General features: G+C 69.9%; 16 protein-coding genes. 6 read left to right on the forward strand and 10 right to left on the reverse strand.

Features of this window, described 5'->3' with window-relative positions; translation table 11 throughout:
* Nucleotides 1-101: 101 nt before the first annotated feature.
* Complete coding sequence (locus tag QN245_RS12120; protein WP_317843289.1) at nt 102-920, reverse strand: CDP-diacylglycerol diphosphatase; 819 nt, start codon at nt 918-920, stop codon at nt 102-104.
* 208 nt (nt 921-1,128) lie between these two features.
* On the opposite strand from QN245_RS12120, the gene QN245_RS12125 reads away from it, so the two are divergent.
* Nucleotides 1,129-2,580: a S10 family peptidase gene (locus QN245_RS12125; protein ID WP_425612956.1), complete on the forward strand. Its 1,452-nt coding sequence runs from the start codon at nt 1,129-1,131 to the stop codon at nt 2,578-2,580.
* 98 nt (nt 2,581-2,678) lie between these two features.
* On the opposite strand, the gene QN245_RS12130 is transcribed toward QN245_RS12125, so the two are convergent.
* Complete coding sequence (locus tag QN245_RS12130) at nt 2,679-3,800, reverse strand: inorganic phosphate transporter (protein ID WP_160964947.1); 1,122 nt, start codon at nt 3,798-3,800, stop codon at nt 2,679-2,681.
* A gap of 85 nt (nt 3,801-3,885) precedes the next feature.
* Complete coding sequence (locus QN245_RS12135; RefSeq protein ID WP_160964949.1) at nt 3,886-4,512, reverse strand: DUF47 domain-containing protein; 627 nt, start codon at nt 4,510-4,512, stop codon at nt 3,886-3,888.
* A 258-nt stretch (nt 4,513-4,770) separates the two neighbouring features.
* Here QN245_RS12135 and QN245_RS12140 point away from each other — a divergent pair, with 258 nt between their 5' ends.
* Both QN245_RS12140 and QN245_RS12145 read left to right on the forward strand, forming a co-directional pair.
* Nucleotides 4,771-6,114, forward strand: coding sequence for a hemolysin family protein (locus tag QN245_RS12140; RefSeq protein WP_160964951.1), 1,344 nt, complete (start codon nt 4,771-4,773; stop codon nt 6,112-6,114).
* Nucleotides 6,098-6,760, forward strand: a complete 663-nt coding sequence (locus QN245_RS12145; protein WP_317843291.1) for an exopolysaccharide biosynthesis protein — start codon at nt 6,098-6,100, stop codon at nt 6,758-6,760. Before QN245_RS12140 ends, QN245_RS12145 begins: the two co-directional genes overlap by 17 nt.
* A gap of 37 nt (nt 6,761-6,797) precedes the next feature.
* Here the strand turns inward: QN245_RS12145 and QN245_RS12150 are convergent, their stop codons facing one another.
* Together QN245_RS12150 and QN245_RS12155 are read right to left on the reverse strand one after the other, a co-directional pair.
* Nucleotides 6,798-7,040 carry a hypothetical protein gene (locus QN245_RS12150; RefSeq protein WP_255421689.1) on the reverse strand — a complete coding sequence of 81 codons (243 nt, stop codon included), beginning with the start codon at nt 7,038-7,040 and terminating at the stop codon, nt 6,798-6,800.
* A gap of 145 nt (nt 7,041-7,185) precedes the next feature.
* Nucleotides 7,186-8,184 (reverse strand): LLM class flavin-dependent oxidoreductase, encoded by a 999-nt coding sequence (locus tag QN245_RS12155; protein WP_160964957.1) that lies wholly within the window; start codon nt 8,182-8,184, stop codon nt 7,186-7,188.
* An 870-nt stretch (nt 8,185-9,054) separates the two neighbouring features.
* Between QN245_RS12155 and QN245_RS12160 the strand changes: the two genes are divergently transcribed.
* Complete coding sequence (locus tag QN245_RS12160; protein WP_317843292.1) at nt 9,055-9,861, forward strand: SDR family oxidoreductase; 807 nt, start codon at nt 9,055-9,057, stop codon at nt 9,859-9,861.
* 206 nt (nt 9,862-10,067) lie between these two features.
* On the opposite strand, the gene QN245_RS12165 is transcribed toward QN245_RS12160, so the two are convergent.
* Both QN245_RS12165 and QN245_RS12170 read right to left on the reverse strand, forming a co-directional pair.
* The gene (locus tag QN245_RS12165; RefSeq protein WP_184448528.1) at nt 10,068-10,805 is read right to left on the reverse strand and encodes a sulfurtransferase; all 738 of its coding nucleotides are present in this window, start codon (nt 10,803-10,805) and stop codon (nt 10,068-10,070) included.
* Nucleotides 10,806-10,915: 110 nt separating this feature from the next.
* Nucleotides 10,916-11,281 (reverse strand): DUF6164 family protein, encoded by a 366-nt coding sequence (locus tag QN245_RS12170; protein ID WP_317843293.1) that lies wholly within the window; start codon nt 11,279-11,281, stop codon nt 10,916-10,918.
* Between the two features lie 67 nt (nt 11,282-11,348).
* Here QN245_RS12170 and QN245_RS12175 point away from each other — a divergent pair, with 67 nt between their 5' ends.
* Nucleotides 11,349-11,792: an FKBP-type peptidyl-prolyl cis-trans isomerase gene (locus QN245_RS12175; protein ID WP_160964965.1), complete on the forward strand. Its 444-nt coding sequence runs from the start codon at nt 11,349-11,351 to the stop codon at nt 11,790-11,792.
* A gap of 13 nt (nt 11,793-11,805) precedes the next feature.
* On the forward strand, nt 11,806-13,068 hold the full coding sequence (locus tag QN245_RS12180; RefSeq protein ID WP_317843294.1) for a TIGR03862 family flavoprotein: 1,263 nt from the start codon (nt 11,806-11,808) through the stop codon (nt 13,066-13,068).
* A gap of 26 nt (nt 13,069-13,094) precedes the next feature.
* Here QN245_RS12180 and QN245_RS12185 read toward each other — a convergent pair whose 3' ends face one another.
* The 3 genes from QN245_RS12185 to QN245_RS12195 all read right to left on the reverse strand — a co-directional run bounded on the left by QN245_RS12185 (nt 13,095) and on the right by QN245_RS12195 (nt 17,575).
* Nucleotides 13,095-15,281, reverse strand: coding sequence for a diguanylate cyclase domain-containing protein (locus QN245_RS12185; protein WP_317843295.1), 2,187 nt, complete (start codon nt 15,279-15,281; stop codon nt 13,095-13,097).
* A gap of 186 nt (nt 15,282-15,467) precedes the next feature.
* Complete coding sequence (locus QN245_RS12190; RefSeq protein WP_317843296.1) at nt 15,468-15,956, reverse strand: GNAT family N-acetyltransferase; 489 nt, start codon at nt 15,954-15,956, stop codon at nt 15,468-15,470.
* A complete protein-coding gene (locus QN245_RS12195) occupies nt 15,953-17,575 on the reverse strand; it encodes an FMN-binding glutamate synthase family protein (protein ID WP_317843297.1) in 1,623 nt (540 codons plus the stop codon). Before QN245_RS12195 ends, QN245_RS12190 begins: the two co-directional genes overlap by 4 nt.
* Nucleotides 17,576-17,614 lie beyond the last annotated feature (39 nt).

Consider the following 17,614-nt stretch of genomic DNA (forward strand, 5'->3'; position numbering starts at 1 on the left):
CGCGGCTGAAGCCGCTCCTACGACAGGCGGCGGCGGAGGCTAGGCTTTCGCACCAGCACGCCTGTTAGTCAGGCAACCGGCGATCGACCGCCACCCCGGGCTCAGCCGTGCGCAGGCACCGCCGGCACCACGCCCGTGCAGTCGTGATCCTGCAACTGCTCCGCACCGACCCCGTCGCCGGGACGTGCAGTGGCCGCGAGCAGCACAAAGCCGGGGCGGCCATCGAAATCCGCCCCGACCACCGCCAGGGTCTGCTGCGCCATGCGCTGCTGCGGCGGCAGGCTACGCGCCAGCAGCGTCAGCGGATTCGTATCCAGTTCCTCGCCCTCCACGCGCATCGCGCGATAGGCGTGGCCGTGCAGCGGCCGCGGCAGCGGCGCCCACGCCGGGCCGATCGAGGCCCGCATTGCCTGCAGCTGATCGCGCACCTGCGGCGCCAGGCAGTCGATGTGGATGTGCAACTGGTCCTGCGAGCGCGCCGACGGCGGATTGATCGTCAGGCTGGCCAGGTCGCGCGGCAGCGGCCGGCCCAGCGCATCGGCGACCCGGCTCCGCGCCTGCCAGGCCAGGCCCAGCCAGTTCGGCGCAGCGGCGGAACGCGCGCGCGGATCCTCGATCCCGCTGACCGGCACGGTCGGGATCAGCAGGTACTGGTAGGCGCCGTGCAGATCCTTCATCAGGGCGTAGCGCTGACCGGGGTCGGCATGCACCTCGCTGCATGGCGCCGGATCGGCGCCGGCGCGCGCCTGCGGCAGGCAGCGCGTGCTCAGCAGCCGCCACAGGCGCTGGCGATCGTGGGCATGCGGATCGTGCGCCGCTGGCGAATCGGCCACGGGCGGCGGCGATGGCACGCTGGCGCAGCCGGCCAGCAACGCCGCCAGGAACAGGCACAGCGGCAGGCGTGAACGAAGGACAGGCATGCGCAGCGGACCGGACACGGGACGAACCGGCGATTGTAGCCAGCGCCGATGAACCGGCATGGCGCGTCCGCGCCGCCGCCGACCATGCCTTTGTGCACATCCGCGCACGCCGCGCCGCGGCCTAGCATGCCGGCTCCCTCCCTGCGAGCGACCGCCCGTGCCGACCTTCCCCTCTGTGCTGCTGGCCGTGCTGCTGGCCGCGACGCCGATGACCGCGGCGCTTGCCGCCGATGCCGATGCGGCGAACGCCGACAAGGCCGACAAGCCCGCCGCCACCGAACTGGCGCCGCTGCCGGCCGACGCGCAGACCAGCCAATCCACCCAGCTCGACGGCCGCACGCTGCGCTACACGGTCAAGGTCGGCACGCTGCCGGTGAAGGACAAACAGGGCAAGGTCGTCGCCGACGTGGTCTATACCGCCTACACCATGGACGGCAAGGACCGCCCGGTCACCTTTGCGCTCAACGGCGGCCCCGGCGCGGCCTCGGTGTACCTCAACCTGGGCGCGATCGGGCCGAAGGTGGTGGCGTTCGGCAGCGAGGGCGACAGCGCCTCGGCGCCGGCGCAACTGCGCGACAACCCCGGTACCTGGCTGGACTTCACTGACCTGGTGTTCATCGATCCGGTCGGGACCGGCTTCAGCCGCTCGCGCGTGCCCGACGAGCAGGCCAAGAAGCAGTTCTACAATCCGCAGGCCGACATCGAGTACCTCTCGCGCACCATCTACGACTGGCTGCTGAAGAACCAGCGCCTGCAATCGCGCAAGTACCTGGTCGGCGAAAGCTACGGCGGCTTCCGCGGCCCGCGCATCACCCACTACCTGCAGACCAAGCTGGGCGTGGCGATGAACGGCGTGGTGCTGGTCTCGCCGTATCTGAACCCGACCCTGGACGACAATGGCGACGTCTCGCCGCTGCCGTGGATGCTGACCCTGCCCTCGATCGCGGCCGCGCGCCTGGAGCGCGAGGGCAAGCTGACCCCGGAGGCGATGCGCCAGGTGATCGACTACACCCGCGGCGATTACGTCACCGCGCTGCTGCGCGGGCGTTCCGACCCGGCCGGCACCACCCGCATGATCCAGCAGGTGACCGCGATGACCGGCCTGGATCCTGCCTTCGTGCGCCGCGCCGGCGGCCGCCTGGAGACCCAGGCCTATCTGCGCGAAGTGTTCCGCGACAAGGGCGAACTGGGCAGCCGCTACGACTCCAACGTCACCGCCTTCGACCCGTTCCCCAACGCCCCCGAGCAGCGCGCCAACGACCCGCTGCTGGACAGCATCATCGCCCCCACCACCACCGCGATGGTCGATTTCGTGACCCGCGTGGTCGGCTGGAAGGTCGACGCCCGCTACCAGGCGCTGAACTACGACGTGAACCGGCTGTGGGACTGGGACGACGAACTGCGCAAGGGCTCGGTGACCGAACTGCGCCAGTCGGTGGCGATCGACCCGAAACTGCGGGTGCTGATCGTGCACGGCTGGAACGACCTGTCGTGCCCGTTCATGGGCTCGGTGCTGACCGTGGACCAGATGCCGGTGATGGGCAACGACCCGACCCGCGTGCAGGTCAAGAACTACCCCGGCGGCCACATGTTCTACAACCGCGCCGACAGCCAGCGCGCGCTGCGCCAGGACGTGATGGCGATGTATCGGGCCAACTAGCGGGGATTGGCAATTAGGGATTCGGGATTGGCAAGAGCGGGCTTCCGGCGCGCGCCGGACCTGCTTCTACGAATCCCTAATCCCGACTCCCCAATCCCTCACGTCCAGCCGAACAGCGCAAATCCCCGGAAAATCAGGTACGCCACGCCGGCAGCGGCCGGAATGGTCAGGATCCAGGCCCAGACGATGCGTTCGATGACGCCGAAGCGCAGCGAGCGCGGGTTCTTGGCGAAGCCCACGCCCATGATCGCAGTGGAGATGCTGTGGGTGGTGGACACCGGCATGCCGAAGTGCGCGGCCAGGGTCAGGATCGTGGCCGAGCTGGTCTCCGCGGCGAAACCGTGGATCGGGTGCAGCTTGACCATCTTGTGGCCCAGGGTCTTGATGATCTTCCAGCCGCCGGAGGCGGTGCCGGCGGCCATCACCACCGCGCAGGTCAGCACGATCCAGGTGGCGATGCCCTGCCCCTGACTGGCGCTCGGATGCAGGAACCCCAGCCACGACGGCAGTTCGTCCAGGGCGCCGGTGCTCTGCGCGCCGACCAGGGTCATGGCGATGATGCCCATGGTCTTTTGCGCGTCGTTGTGGCCGTGCGCGTAGCCCATGTATGCGGCCGAGGCGATCTGCGCCTTGCCGAAGAAGGCGTTGACCCAGCGCGGCCGCGCCAGCCGCCCGAGTCGGCCGCCCAGCTTCGCCAGGCCGGCGATCGCCGCCCACAGCAACAGCATCACCGCGATGCCGAGCAGGAAGCCGGCGATCGGCGAGGTCACCATCGGCACGAACACCTTCCACAGCAGGCCCTTGTTCTTGGCCCAGTCGCCGACGTTCTGCGACCAGATCAGCGCGCCCCAGTTGTTGTGCGCGGCGGCCAGGCCGGCGCCACACAGCCCGCCGATCAGCGCGTGCGAGGACGAGGAAGGCAGGCCCTTCCACCAGGTGATCAGGTTCCAGACGATGCCGCCGAGCAGCGCGCACAGCACCACCTGCGGAGTCACCGCGACCACGTCGGTGTTGAGCAGGCCGGAGGCGATGGTCATCGCCACCGCGGTGCCGGTCAGCGCGCCGACCAGGTTCATCGCCGCGGCCAGCATCACCGCCCAGCCGGGGCTGAGGACCTTGGTGGCGACCACCGTGGCGATCGAGTTGGCGGTGTCGTGGAAGCCGTTGATGAACTCGAACACCAATGCCGCCAGGATCACGATCAGGACCAGGGTCAGCATCGGCGCGCCTCCGCGCACGGGACGGCGACAGCCGGCGCGCGCAGGGCGCCGCGGCCGCGCAGGCAGCAACTCCGCAACGCGTCCATCAGGAGTTCTTCAGTACGATCTGGTAGACCACCACGCCGGCCTCGCGGCAGCGGTCGATGGCCTTCTCCAGGATTTCGAAGAACTCCTTGAGCAGGAACATCTGCAGGTTGTCCAGGCGCCCGGAGTAGATGTCGCGGTACAGCTCCAGCATCAGCCGGTCGGCCTCGTTCTCCAGCGAGCGCAGCTTGTCGTTGAGCGCGCTCATCCGGTCAAGATTCATGTTGCGCAGGTCGTGGACCATGTCCACCACCACCGCCGCGGCCTGCTCCAGCATCGCCGCACGCGGTGCGAAGTCGATGTGCTCCAGGTGCTGGATCGCCAGCGAGTAGCGATCGGCGAACTTCTCCACCTGCTTGGGAATCTTGTACAGCGCCGAGCCCAGCGCCTCGATGTCCTCGCGCTCGATCGGGGTCATGAAGCTGTCCACCAGCGCCTGGCCGATCTTGTCGGAGGCCGCACGCTCGCGCAGGCGCGCCAGCTTGAAGCCGTCCAGCGCCGGCTGCCGGTCGGACTCGCGCATCATCGCGTGCAGGGCCTTGGTGCTGTCGTAGGCGGCCTGCGCCGCCTCGTCGAGCAGGGTGTAGAACTGCTTGCCGGAACCGAAGATGGTCTGCAACGAAAACATGCAACGCGCTTCCCGCCGTCGCGGGAAGGACGGCACTGGGGCGGAATTATGACTGTTTGCTGACACCTGCGGGTAGTCGCGGCCGGTTACAGGGGCTGCGGGCGTGGGCGCGGCGTGGAAGCGGCGCCCTGCGGGGTTTGTTACCATCCCAGCCGCGCCCTTCGTGGGCGCACCCTATGGACGACCACCCTAGCCCCCCTCCCCCGCGCCGCAACGGCGCCCATGTCCCCGCTTTCCTTGGCGCCAAGGAGCGCGCGCATGCTTGAACTATTGATCGTGGCAGCCCTGGTGCTGCTGAACGGTTTCTTCGCGATGTCCGAGATGTCGCTGATGACCTCGCGCAAGAGCCGGCTGAAGCAGATGGCCCAGTCCAGCACGCGTGCGGCCAAGGCGCTGGCGCTGGCCGAGAACCCCGAGCACTTCCTGTCCACCGTGCAGATCGGCATCACCGCGATCGGCATCCTGACCGGTGTGTTCGGCGGCGAGGCCATCGGCGTGGCGATCGCGACCAAGTTGCAGGCGCTGTTCCCGGCGCTGGCAGCCAACTTCACCCTGTTCGGCGATCCGCAGCCCTGGTCGGCGCTGATCGGCAAGACCCTGGCGATCGTGCTGATCACCTTCATGACGCTGATCTTCGGCGAACTGGTACCAAAACGCCTGGCGCTGACCCGTTCGGAAACCATCGCCAGCTTCGTCGCGGTGCCGATGGGCTGGCTGGCCTGGATCGCCGCGCCGTTCGTGTGGGTGCTGTCGCGCTCGACCCGGCTGGTGCTGCGCCTGTTCGGCCTGGGCAAGGAGCAATCGGCCTCGGTGACCGAAGAGGAGATCCGCATGATGGTGGCCGAGAGCCACGAGGCCGGCGTGATCGACGCGCACGAGCGCGACATGATGAACCGGGTCATGCGCCTGGGCGACCGTACCGCCGACAGCCTGATGACCCCGCGCAACCGCATCGCCTGGCTCGACGCCAACGCCGAGCCGCAGCGCAACTTCCAGACCATGCGCGAGCACGAGTTCTCGCGCTACCCGGTGTACCGCGGCAGCGACCAGGACATCGCCGGCGTGCTGGAGGTGAAATCCCTGGTCACGCGCATGGACGGCGACGCCACCCAGCTGTTCCAGAGCCTGCGCGACACCTTGTTCGTGTCCGAATCCACCCACGCGATGAAGCTGCTGGAGATCTTCCGCGAGGAGCAGCAGTCGATGGCGCTAGTGGTGGACGAATACGGCGAGATCCAGGGCCTGGTGACGATCAGCGACCTGATGGGCGCGGTGGTCGGCCGCCTGCAGTCGGCCGACAACGCCGACGAGGACGCGCTGGTGGTGACCCGCGCCGACGGCTCGCTGCTGATCGACGGCTCGCTGGCCATCGAGGACCTGCGCGAACTGCTAGGCGGCGCCGAACTGCCCAGCGCCGAGGAAGGCGACTACAACACCCTGGCCGGCCTGTGCATCTACTACTTCGGGCGCATCCCGCACGCCGGCGAGTTCTTCGACTGGGCCGGCTGGCGCATCGAGATCGTCGACCTGGACGGCGCGCGCGTGGACAAGCTGCTGCTGCGCAAGCTGCAGGACGAGAACAGCGATGACATCACCGGGTGACGTACCCGGTGGCGAGCCGCACGAGCGCGACCACGGCTACAGCGCCGAGGGCATCCGCACCCTGCTCGACACCTTCGTCCTCGGCGATCCCGAGGAGCACCTGCGGCTGCGGCTGATCCTCGCCGACCTGCAGCAGAGCGCGTTCGGCGTGTTCCTGTTCGTGGCGATCCTGCCGGCGTTCCTGCCGGTGCCGGGTCTGGCCGGCGGCATCAGCGGGCCGCTGGTGACGCTGATCGGCCTTCAGATGTTGATCGGGCTGCGCAAGCCGTGGCTGCCACGCTTCATCGGCGAGCGCGGGCCGCGCCGCCGCACCATGCAGCGCTTCGTGGGCCGCATCGCGCCGTGGCTGCGACGCCTGGACCGGCTGCTCAAGCCACGCCTGTCGGTGCTGGTCGACACGCTGCCGGCGCGCGCCTTCAGCGGGCTGTTGCTGATCGTGCTGGGAATCCTGCTGTCGCTGCCGATCCCGTTCACCAACTACGCCTTCGGCGCGATGCTGCTGCTGTTCGCGCTGGCGTTGCTGGAGCGCGACGGTGGGTTGATGCTGCTTTCGTGGCTGGGCAGCATCGCCGTGGCGCTGAGTCTGGGATTGGCCTCGGACCAGATGGTCGACCTGGGCCGGGAGTGGATGCAGAAGCTGCGCTGATCGCGCGACGGCAGCGGCGATGGTCCGCTTGCCTGCCTCACCTCACCAGCGACAGTTCTGCATCGCTGGCGAACACGTTGCGCATATGCGACGGACGCGGCGATGTGGCCTGCGTCGTACGCTCGGTCGCGCGGCTGCGCGCGCGCTCCAGATACTTGCTCATCTGTTGCAAGGCTGCTTCCAGCCCGCACTCATGCACCGGCGCCTTCGGATGCTGTGCGTTCATTACTGCCCCCTGTTCTACGTCGTTGTCCGGCCATGTTTTCGGGCCGAGCGCCACGCTGATGCGCGACGTGGAGCGATGACATACCCGGGAAAATCAAGAGCTCGTGAAACCCGCACATGATGTGATGCATATCAATGCAAATCCAGCACTCCTCGCGAGAGTGCGTCTGCGCTCGTAGACACGCGCGCAGACGCGCGCATCAGGCGGCCGCAGCGACCTGCGTCCATGCGTCCGCCGCCAATTGGAACGAGCGCAAGCGCGCGGCGTGATCGTGGATGTTCGCGGTCAACAGCAACTCGTCCGGACGGTGCCGCGCGACGAAGTCGGACAGGCCCTGCGCGACCGTATCGGCATCGCCGAGCACGGTGCAGGCCAGCGCGCGTTCCACGCCCGCCTTCTCGTGCGGTGCCCAGAACGCCTCGATGTCGTCGATCGGCGGCGGAATCAATCCGGGGCGGCCGCGGCGCAGGTTGACGAAGCTCTGCTGCTGGGTGGTGAACAGGCGCCGCGCCTCGGCCGTGGACGCGGCGGCCACCACGTTCAAGGCCAGCACCGCATACGGTGCCTGCAGCCGCGCCGAGGCACGGAACTCGCGGCGATACACCGCCAGCGCCTCGTCCATCGCGTCCGGGGCGAAATGCGAGGCGAAGGCGAACGGCAGCCCCATCGCCGCGGCCAGGCGCGCGCTGAACAGGCTGGAGCCGAGCAGCCACACCGGCACCTCGATGCCGGCGCCCGGCACGGCACGCACCAGTTGCCCGTCCACCGCCGGCTCGAAGTAGCGCAGCAGTTCGGCCACGTCATGCGGGAACTGATCGGCGCTGTCGAAGTAACGGCGCAACGCGCGCGCGGTTGCCTGGTCGGTACCGGGCGCGCGGCCCAGGCCCAGGTCGATGCGGCCGGGATACAGCGAGGCCAGGGTGCCGAACTGTTCGGCCACCTGCAGCGGCGCGTGGTTGGGCAGCATGATGCCGCCGGCGCCGACGCGGATGCGCTTGGTGCCGCCGGCCACATGTCCGATCAGCACCGCGGTGGCGGCGCTGGCGATGCCGGGCATGTTGTGATGCTCGGCCAGCCAGTACCGGTGGTAGCCCCAGCGTTCGGCGTGCTGGGCCAGGTCCAGCATGTTGGCGAAGGCGCCGGCGGTGTCGCTGCCTTCGCAGACCGGGGCCAGGTCGAGGATGGAGATCGGCATCATGGTGAGGCGGTTTCCTGCAGGCGATGTGATCGTAGTGGGGACGCCGGCCGCCGATTGCAGCGGTCGCGACCGGAACGCTGATTTGCGCTGGGTGTGGGTGTGTGGATGGGGAAGGATGCTTGGCTGGCGGCCGCACCCTCACCCCCAACCCCTCTCCCGAGGGGAGAGGGGCTTTGGCGTCTCCCTTCTCCCCTCGGGACCATGGCCCCCTTTTCGGGGGAAGGTGCCCCGCAGGGGCGGATGAGGGTATGGGCGAAGCCTCGCATCGCCAGACCCGCTCGAGCGCTGCGCGCCCCGCACCCTCGCCCCAACCCCTCTCCCGGGGGGAGAGGGGCTTTGGCGTCTCCCTTCTCCCCTCGGGACCATGGCCCCCTTTTCGGGGGAAGGTGCCCCGCAGGGGCGGATGAGGGTATGGGCGAAGCCTCGCATCGCCAGACCCGCTCGAGCGCTGCGCGCCCCGCACCCTCACCCCACCCCCTCTCCCGAGGGGAGAGGGGCTTTGGCTTCTCCCTTCTCCCCTCGGGAGAAGGTGCCCCGCAGGGGCGGATGAGGGTACGGGCGAAGCCTCGCATCGCCAGACCCGCTCGAGCGCTGCGCGCGCCGTACCCTCACCCCAACCCCTCTCCCGGGGGGAGAGGGGCTTTGGCTCTTCCCTTCTCCCCTCGGGAGAAGGTGCCCCGCAGGGGCGGATGAGGGTACGGGCGAAGCCTCGCATTGTCAGATCCGCTCGGACGCTACGCGCTCCGCACCCTCACCCCAGTCCCTCTCCCGGCGGGAGAGGGGCGTTGGCTGCTTGCATTACCGCGCTACCACACGGGTTGCACGGCGCGCTGGCTACGCTGGCGACCCCGCCCTCGCCTGGTCGCTGCTATGTCGCTGATTCCGCCGCCCGCCCCTGTCCCCGCTTTGCCCTTGCGCGACCGTGTGGTGCTGGTCACCGGCGGCGCCCAGGGCATCGGCCGCGGCGTGGTGCAGGCAGTGCTGGGCGCTGGCGGCAAGGTCGTGTTCGGCGATCTCGACGCCGATGCCGGGCGCGCCTGTGTGGCCGAACTGGATGCCGGCGAACGCCTGCTGTTCCGCCGCGTCGACGTGGCCGCCGAAGCCAGCGTGCGCCGCTTCATCGATGCCGCGTTGGCCCGGTTCGGTCGCATCGACGGGCTGGTCAACAATGCCGGCATCGCCGATCCGCACACCGGACCGCTGGAGCGGCTGTCGCTGCGCGACTGGAACCGGCGGCTCGGGGCGAGCCTGGGCGGCGCGTTCCTGTGCAGCAAGCATGCCCTGCCGGCGCTGCGCGACAGCCCCGGCGGCGGCGCCATCGTCAACATCGCCTCCACCCGCGCGCAGCAGTCCGAACCGGACACCGAGGCCTACGCCGCGTCCAAGGGCGGACTGGTGGCCTTCACCCACGCACTGGCGATCAGCGCCGGGCCGGCAGTACGGGTCAACTGCATCAGCCCCGGCTGGATCGCCACCGACGCCTGGCGCAAGCCGAACGCGCGACGCACGCCCAAACTGTCGCGGCAGGATCATGCGCAACACCCGGCCGGGCGGGTCGGCACGCCGCCGGACATCGGCGCGCTGGCGGTCTATCTGCTGTCGGCACAGGCCGGCTTCATCACCGGCCAGGAGTTCGTGGTCGATGGTGGGATGATGCGGAAGATGCAGTACGCCTGACGGCGTGGGGATTGGGGAGTCGCTAAAGCGCTGGGATTGGGGAGTCGGGATTGGGGATTCGCTGGAGCGGATTCCTTTGAAGCTCCGAGGGGACGCGGCGGCATGCAGCGAGCCGAAACCCAACGCGCAGAGCGCGAGTGTTCGGGCGGTCGCGGGGCAGCCCGCCTTTGCCAATCCCCAATCCCGACTCCCCAATCCCGCGGCAATCAGCCGCCCACCAGCGGCCGCAACTGCGGATCCAGCGCCACGCGCTCGTCGAAGACGAAGCAGCGGCCGTCATAGCCTTCGCCGCCCACCTCCTCGAAGTAGCCGAGGATGCCGCCGTCCAGTTGCAGCACGTTGTCCATGCCATCGGCGCGCATCCACAGCGCTGCTTTTTCGCAGCGAATGCCGCCGGTGCAGAAGCTGACCACGGTGGCGTCGGCCAACGCCTCACGATGCGGGGCCAGCGCTTCCGGCAGGTCGGTGAACTTGACGATCGGCAAGGTCAGCGCACCGGCGAAGGTGCCGTGGACCACTTCCTGCGTGTTGCGCGTGTCCAGCAGCACCACGCGCCGGCCGGCGTCGTCGTGACCCTGGCGCAGCCAGCGCTGCAGCGTGGCCGGCGCCACCGCCGGCGCGCGCGCCGCGTCCAGTGGCGAGGCGGCGGCGCGGCGGAAGCTGATGATCTCCGGCTTGACCTTGACCTTCAGCCGCGCGAACGGCTGCTGGGCGCTGGGGCTGGTCTTGATCCGCAGATCGGCGAAGCGCGGGTCGGCGCGCAGTTGCGCGTAAAAGGCGTCGATCGCCTCTGCCGCGCCGGCCAGGAACAGGTTGATGCCCTCGCCCGCCACCAGGATCGTGCCGCGCAGGTCGCCGTCCTGCGCCCAGGCGTGCAATTGCGCGGCGAGCGCGTCGGGGTCGGCAATGGCGACGAAGTGATAGGCAGCGGTGTTGGCGATCATCGGCGCATTTTAGGGCCTGCGACGCGCGACCGCTGCAGTGACAGCTCTGCCACTGTTGCGCACCGGCGCGTCGGCGAAGCGTGCCGATGCGTTGCCCCGCAGCGCCGCCGCTAGCCGCGCAGCAGCAGGAACGGCAGCAGCACCAGCGAGGCGATCAACAGCATGCCCAACAGCGTCGCCAGCACGAACAGCGGGCGCTGCCGCAGCAGGCTGGCGAAGGTCTCCGCACTGCCATCGCGCAGCGCGGCGGCGCGCTCGGCGCGGACACGTTCGCCGCGTCGGGCCTGGTAGTCGGCCAGCAGCGCCTTGGCCCGCGGCTGCTCGGCGTCCTCGCGCAGCCAGATGCCGCCGGCGGAAATGCCGAAGGTACCGGCGCGGGTTTCGTAGTAGCCGATGCCGGCGTCGTCGAGCAGCGCGCAGACCTCGGCGCGTTCGTCGTCGGGCACGTGACGCAGATTGAGCAGCAGTTTGGCCATGCGCCGCATGATAGCCGCTGCGGCGATGCGCTACCCTTGCACGCCCTGCCCGCCGTGGACGTCCCGCATGCGCCGAATCCTGCTGCTGTTGAGCCTGTCGTTGCCGGCGTGGCTGCTGAGCGGCTGCACGCCGCCGGGTCCGCCGCCCGGTGGCAGCATCGCCGCCTTCCAGGCCACCGACGAGCGCGTCGGCGACGGCGCCGAAGCGCGTCCCGGCAGCCGGGTCACCGTGCACTACACCGGCTGGCTGTACGACGAGCACGCCAAGGACAAGCGCGGCGAGAAATTCGATGCCTCCGCCGACCACGGCCAGCCCTTCAGCTTCGTGCTCGGCGCCGGCCAGGTGATCCGCGGCTGGGACGAGGGCGTGGCCGGCATGCGCGTGGGCGGCAAGCGCCTGCTGATGCTGCCGTCGGACTACGGCTACGGCGCCAACGGTGCCGGCGGGGTGATCCCGCCGGGCGCCTCGCTGGTGTTCGAAGTCGAACTGCTCGATGTCCAGCCACGTTGAGCCGCCCCCGCGCATGTCCGCTGCCAAACACGCCGCGCCGGTGCGCGGCCGACTCGTCATCGTCGGCGGCGGCCCGGCCGGGCTGATCGCCGCCGAGACCGCGCGCGCCGCCGGCGCCGAGGTCGATGTGTACGAGGCCAAGGGCTCGGTGGGACGCAAGTTCCTGATCGCCGGCAAGGGCGGCCTCAACCTGACCCACTCCGATCCGCTCGAGCGCTTCGTCGCGCGCTATCGCGAACGTGCGACGGCGGTCGGCGACTGGCTGGCCGAGTTCGATGCCGATGCGCTGCGCGCTTGGGCGCAGGCGCAGGGCGTGGAGACCTATGTCGGCAGCTCCGGGCGGGTGTTCCCGCTGGACCGCAAGGCGGCGCCGCTGCTGCGCGGCTGGGTGCGGCGGCTGAAGGATGCCGGCGTGCGCTTCCACGTGCAGCAGCGCTGGCTGGGCTGGGACGCGGACGGCGCGCTGCGCTTCGCCGGCGACGATGGCGAGCAGCGCGTCCAGGCCGAGGCCTGTGTGCTGGCGCTGGGTGGCGGCAGCTGGCCGCAACTCGGGTCCGACGGCGCCTGGCAGGACACGCTGCGCGCGCGCGGCGTGGAAGTGGCGCCGCTGCAGCCGGCCAACTGCGGTTTCGACGTGGACTGGAGCGCGCATTTCCGCGAACGCCACGCCGGCGCGCCGCTGAAGCCGGTAGTCGCGCACTGGCACGATGCGCAGGGCCAGGCGCAGTCGCTGCAGGGCGAATGCGTGGTCGGCGAACACGGCATCGAGGGCAGCCTGATCTATGCGCTGGCCGCGGATCTGCGCGAGGCCATCGCCGCACACGGCCCGACCACGCTGTGGCTGGACCTGGCACCCGGCCGCGACCTGCCACGGCTGCAAGCCGAACTGGGCAAGCCACGCGGCGGCCGCAGCTTCGGCGAGCACCTGCGCCGCCAGGCCGGTATCGACGGGGTCAAGGCGGCCCTGCTGTTCGAGATCCTCGGCAGGCAGGCCGGCCAGGATCCGGCGCTGGCTGCGGCCACGCTCAAGCGCCTGCCGCTGACCCTGCAGCGTCCGCGCCCGCTGGCCGAGGCGATCAGCAGCGCCGGCGGCGTGCGCCTGGAGGCGCTGGATGCGCAGCTGATGCTACGGGCCCTGCCGGGCACCTTCTGCGCCGGCGAAATGCTCGACTGGGAAGCGCCGACCGGCGGCTACCTGCTCACCGCGTGCTTCGCCAGCGGCGTGCGCGCCGGGCGCGGCGCGGTGACCTGGCTGCAGCGCCACGCCGCGCACTGACGTCCGGTACGCGCGGCACGCGACGCTCAGAGCACCGCGATCTGCACCCGCGCCTGCGGATCACGCTTGGCCACGTACATGGCCTCGTCGGCGCGCTGGGTGAGCAGGACCGGGTCGAAGCCGGGCCCGGCCTGCACGGCGATGCCAATGCTCGGCTGCAGCGGCAGATGCCGGCCGCTGACCACGCAGCCATCCGCGCACGCCTCCATGATCCGCGCCGCAGCAGCCAGCACTTCGTGTTTGGCGTCGGCCAGCCCTTCCAGCAGGACCACGAATTCGTCGCCGCCCAGCCGGGCGATGCTGTCCTGCCCGCGCAGGCAGCGCTGCAGCAGCCGCGCGAAGTGCACCAGCAGCGCGTCGCCGACGTGGTGACCGAAACGGTCGTTGACGCTCTTGAAGTCGTTCAGATCCAGGAACATCACCGCCACCTGGCCCTGGCTGCGGTGCTCGTTCATGCGCCGCCGCAGGGCCTGGTTCCAGGCCATCCGGTTCGGCAGTCCGGTCAGTTCGTCGCGCAGCGCACGCTCTTCCAGCAAACGCGCCAGCCGGGTCTGCCCGGTGATGTCGCTGATCATCAGGTGCAGGCCGACCCGCTGCGGCGCCAGCGCCACGTCCGGGATCAGGCTGAAATGCATGATCCGCAGGGCATCGGCGGCATCGCACAGTTCGGCATCGAACTGCGCCGGCTCGCCCTGCAGCGCCGCCGGCAGATGCGGTTGCAGCAAGGCCAGTTGCTGCGGGTCCAGCACCTCGTGCAGGCCGCGGCCGACGATGTGCTCCGGCGCCAACGCGAACCACTCCGCATACGGCCGGTTGACGAACTGGTAGCGCAAGTCGCGGTCGAGGTAGGCGATCAGCGCCGGCGCGTTGTCGGCGATGGTGCGCAACTGCGCCTCGCTGTCGCGCAGGCGGTGCTCGGCCAGGTGCTGCTCGGTGATGTCCTGGACATGGGTGACCAGATGCAACGGACGGCCCTGCTCGTCGCGCACCAGCGAGACTGCCAGGCGTGCACGTACGGTATGGCCGTCGCGGTGGCGGTAGCGCTTTTCGACGCGGAAGTCGCTGCACTGCCCGCTGCGCAACGCCACCGCCCGTTGCATGTCCTCGGCGAGATCGTCCGGATGGGTCAGATCCTGGAAACGTAATTCCAGCAACTCCGCGCGGCTGTAGCCAAGCATCGTGCACAAGGCGTCGTTGACATCCAGCCAGCGCCCTTCCAACGACACCAGCGCCATTCCATGTGCGGCCGCCGAGAACGCGCCGGAGAAACGCTGCCCGGCCAGCAGCGCGGCCTGCGTCGCCGCCCGTTCGGCGCTGACATCGCGTATCACGCAGACCGCGCCCAGGCTGCGGACACCGCCGCCTTCCAGCCGTTCCGCATTGCACAGCACGCTACGTGGCGCCTGCCCCTTGGCGGCGATCACGATTTCCGCATCGCGCACCGATTCGCCGCGCCAGGCGCGGAACAGCGGCACCTCCTCGCGGGACAGTGGGCGCTTGCCGCTGGCGTCGAACAGATCGAAATACTGCGACCACTGCTCGGGCGGCAAGGCGCGCGGATCGGCCCCGTGCCAGTGACGCGCCACCTGGTTGAATTCGCCCAGGGTGCCGTCGGCCAGGCACGACACCACGCCATCGGGCATGGTCTCCAGCAGCATGCTCAGGGTCCTGGCCTGCTCGTGGGCGATGCGCGCGTCGCGGCGCGCCTCCAGTTGCGCGGTGACCTGCCTGGCCAGCCGCTGCAGCCCTTCGCGCTGGCGCGCGTCCAGTTGCCGCGGACGGATGTCGATCACGCACAGGGTGCCGTAGCTGTGGCCCTGGTCGCCGACCAGCGGCATGCCGGCATAGAAGCGCAGGTGCGGCGCCCCGCCCACCAGCGGATTGCCGGCGAAGCGCGGGTCCAGCGTGGTGTCGGGGATCTCCAGCAATTGCGGCGACAGCAAGGCATAGGTGCAAAAGGCCAGCTCGCGGGGATAGCCGGTGGTGCCGGCGGGCAGGCCGCAACTGGCCTTGAGCCATTGCCGGCGTTCGTCGATCAGCGAGACCAGCGCGATCGGCGCCTCGCACAACTGGCTGGTCAGCCAGATCAGGTCGTCGAACGCCGGCTCCTGCGGGGTATCCAGCATTCCCAGCTCGGCCAGCGCACGCAGGCGCCCCGCTTCGTCGGCAGGCAACGGCACGGGGGCCGGATCGGGGACCGAGGGTCGGTTCATGCGCGGCACCAAGGGAGGTTCCCGCACGATAACGGGCGGCCGCAACGATGGCGAGCCCACCGCGAATGCCACGGCGCAAAACAGCATGGCGACCGCGACCGCCACCTCCGTGCTCCGCCCCTGCCATTCCCACGACGTTCCACGCCCTGCGCCCGCGCCACCCGGGCCACGCCCCGCCGGCAACGATTACCCAGCGACGCCGCGCTTCTCCATGAACACGCACGCGAGGACAATCCCGCTGGGATGCGGATAGCCTCCCTCGCGCAGCACCGCGTAGCCCTGGGCGCGGTAGAACGCCACCGCATTGAGCGCCGCGGCCAGGTGAATGCGCGGGCACGGCGCCAAGCGCTGCTCCAGCGCCTGCAGCAGGCGCCGGCCGAGGCCGCTGCCGCGCAGCGCAGGGTCCACGAACAGGCCGTCGATTTCCGCACCGGCCACGTCGACGACACCGAACCCGAGCACGCGACCACCGGCGTCCTCGGCGACGAGGGCACCGCCGGTGGCGACCAGCCCGCAGTACGACGCCGGCGCCGGCGCCGCGGACCAGCGCGCGATCACCTCCGGCGGATAGTGGCTGCTGCAGACCTCGCGCACGCAGCGAGTGCGCAGCGCCCACAGCGCCGGGATGTCCTCGGGCACCGCCTGCCGCAATCGCGTCGGCGCCGCTTCGCTCATTGCGATTTGCTGTCGCGCAGGCGGCGGATGCGTTCCGGCGGCTGGAACGAATCGCTGCGCGCATCGCCCCAGTAGTCGTGGAAGACCGCGTGGTCGGGCACCGTGCGCAGCAGTTCGCCCGGCTCCAGGTAGCGGTACAGCGAGGCCAGCGAGCGGATCTCCACCTGCGAGATGCGGCGCAGGATGTGTTCCGGCCCCAGCTGCGAGGGATGCGCCAGCCCGGCGGCGCTCAGCAATTCGCGCAACGCCTTGAGCGTGTTGGCGTGGTAATGCGCGACGCGGGTGGCCTTGTCGGTGGGATCCAGATGCTGCCAGCGGCGCCGGTCCTGAGTGGCGATGCCGGTCGGGCAGCGGTCGCTGTGGCAGCTCAGCGACTGGATGCAGCCCAGCGCGAACATGAAACCGCGCCCGGCATTGCACCAGTCCGCGCCCAGCGCCAGGGTGCGCGCGATGTCGAAGGCGCTGGTGATCTTGCCGGCGGCGCCGAGCTTGATCCGTTCGCGGATGTCCAGCCCGACCAGGGTGTTGTGCACCAGCAGCAGGGCTTCGTGCATCGGCACGCCGACGTGGTCGATGAATTCCGCCGGCGCCGCGCCGGTGCCGCCCTCGGCACCGTCGACGACGATGAAGTCCGGATACAGCGCGCTTTCCTGCATCGCCTTGGCGATGGCGAACCACTCCCAGGGGTGGCCGATCGCCAGCTTGAAGCCGGTGGGCTTGCCGCCGGACAGCTCGCGCAGCCGCGCGACGAACTGCAGCAGTTCCAGCGGCGTGGTGAACGCCGAATGCCGCGACGGCGAGACGCAATCCTGGCCCATTGCGACGCCGCGGGTGGCGGCGATCTCGGCGCTGACCTTGGCCGCCGGCAGCACCCCGCCGTGGCCGGGCTTTGCCCCCTGCGAGAGCTTGATCTCGATCATCTTGACCTGCTCCAGCGTCGCGTTGGCGACGAAGCGCTGCGGGTCGAAGCGCCCTTCCTCGTCGCGGCAGCCGAAGTAGCCCGAGCCGATCTCCCACACCAGGTCGCCGCCGCACTCGCGGTGATAGGGCGAGATCGAGCCCTCGCCGGTGTCGTGGTAGAAGCCGCCCTGGCGCGCGCCGGCGTTGAGCGCGCGGATGGCGTTGGCCGACAGCGCGCCGAAGCTCATCGCCGAGATGTTGAACACGCTGGCCGCGTACGGTTGCGCGCAGTCGGCGCCGATGGTGACGCGGAAGTCGTGGTCGGCGATCTCGCTGGTGGCAAGCGAATGGTTGATCCACTCGTAGTCCGGCGCATAGGTGCTGCGCTGGGTGCCGAACGGCACCACGTCCATCACGTTCTTGGCGCGCTGGTAGACCAGGGCGCGCTGCTGCCGCGAGAACGGCGCCTCCTCGATGTCGCTCTGCAGGAAGTACTGGCGCATCTCCGGGCCGACCGATTCCAGGCCGTAGCGGAAATGCGCCAGGATCGGATAGTTGCGGCGCAGGGTGCTGCGGGTCTGCAGCAGGTCCACGGTGCCCAGCACCGCCAGCACGGCGAAGGCCGCCACGCCCCAGCCCCACAGCGGCCAGATCGCGCACAGGGCAATGGACAGCGCCAGCAGCAGGCAGCTGGCGATATAGGCTAGGTAGCGGTGCATCGCGGTCCTCGCAGGAGTCGGAAGCCGGCGAGTGTAGAG

Origin of the sequence: Xanthomonas rydalmerensis, assembly GCF_033170385.1 — a bacterium.
Lineage (GTDB): Bacteria > Pseudomonadota > Gammaproteobacteria > Xanthomonadales > Xanthomonadaceae > Xanthomonas_A > Xanthomonas_A rydalmerensis.

Excerpts from the sequence above, each read along its gene's own strand:
- QN245_RS12140 (WP_160964951.1), top strand. The coding sequence starts at position 4,771 with ATGCTTGAACTATTGATCGTGGCAGCCCTGGTGCTGCTGAACGGTTTC.
- QN245_RS12135 (WP_160964949.1), bottom strand. The coding sequence starts at position 4,512 with ATGTTTTCGTTGCAGACCATCTTCGGTTCCGGCAAGCAGTTCTACACC.
- QN245_RS12190 (WP_317843296.1), bottom strand. The coding sequence starts at position 15,956 with ATGAGCGAAGCGGCGCCGACGCGATTGCGGCAGGCGGTGCCCGAGGAC.
- QN245_RS12130 (WP_160964947.1), bottom strand. The coding sequence starts at position 3,800 with ATGCTGACCCTGGTCCTGATCGTGATCCTGGCGGCATTGGTGTTCGAG.
- QN245_RS12155 (WP_160964957.1), bottom strand. The coding sequence starts at position 8,184 with ATGATGCCGATCTCCATCCTCGACCTGGCCCCGGTCTGCGAAGGCAGC.
- QN245_RS12170 (WP_317843293.1), bottom strand. The coding sequence starts at position 11,281 with ATGGCCAAACTGCTGCTCAATCTGCGTCACGTGCCCGACGACGAACGC.
- QN245_RS12125 (WP_425612956.1), top strand. The coding sequence starts at position 1,129 with ATGACCGCGGCGCTTGCCGCCGATGCCGATGCGGCGAACGCCGACAAG.
- QN245_RS12120 (WP_317843289.1), bottom strand. The coding sequence starts at position 920 with ATGCCTGTCCTTCGTTCACGCCTGCCGCTGTGCCTGTTCCTGGCGGCG.
- QN245_RS12195 (WP_317843297.1), bottom strand. The coding sequence starts at position 17,575 with ATGCACCGCTACCTAGCCTATATCGCCAGCTGCCTGCTGCTGGCGCTG.
- QN245_RS12145 (WP_317843291.1), top strand. The coding sequence starts at position 6,098 with ATGACATCACCGGGTGACGTACCCGGTGGCGAGCCGCACGAGCGCGAC.
- QN245_RS12165 (WP_184448528.1), bottom strand. The coding sequence starts at position 10,805 with ATGATCGCCAACACCGCTGCCTATCACTTCGTCGCCATTGCCGACCCC.
- QN245_RS12185 (WP_317843295.1), bottom strand. The coding sequence starts at position 15,281 with ATGAACCGACCCTCGGTCCCCGATCCGGCCCCCGTGCCGTTGCCTGCC.
- QN245_RS12175 (WP_160964965.1), top strand. The coding sequence starts at position 11,349 with ATGCGCCGAATCCTGCTGCTGTTGAGCCTGTCGTTGCCGGCGTGGCTG.
- QN245_RS12160 (WP_317843292.1), top strand. The coding sequence starts at position 9,055 with ATGTCGCTGATTCCGCCGCCCGCCCCTGTCCCCGCTTTGCCCTTGCGC.
- QN245_RS12180 (WP_317843294.1), top strand. The coding sequence starts at position 11,806 with ATGTCCGCTGCCAAACACGCCGCGCCGGTGCGCGGCCGACTCGTCATC.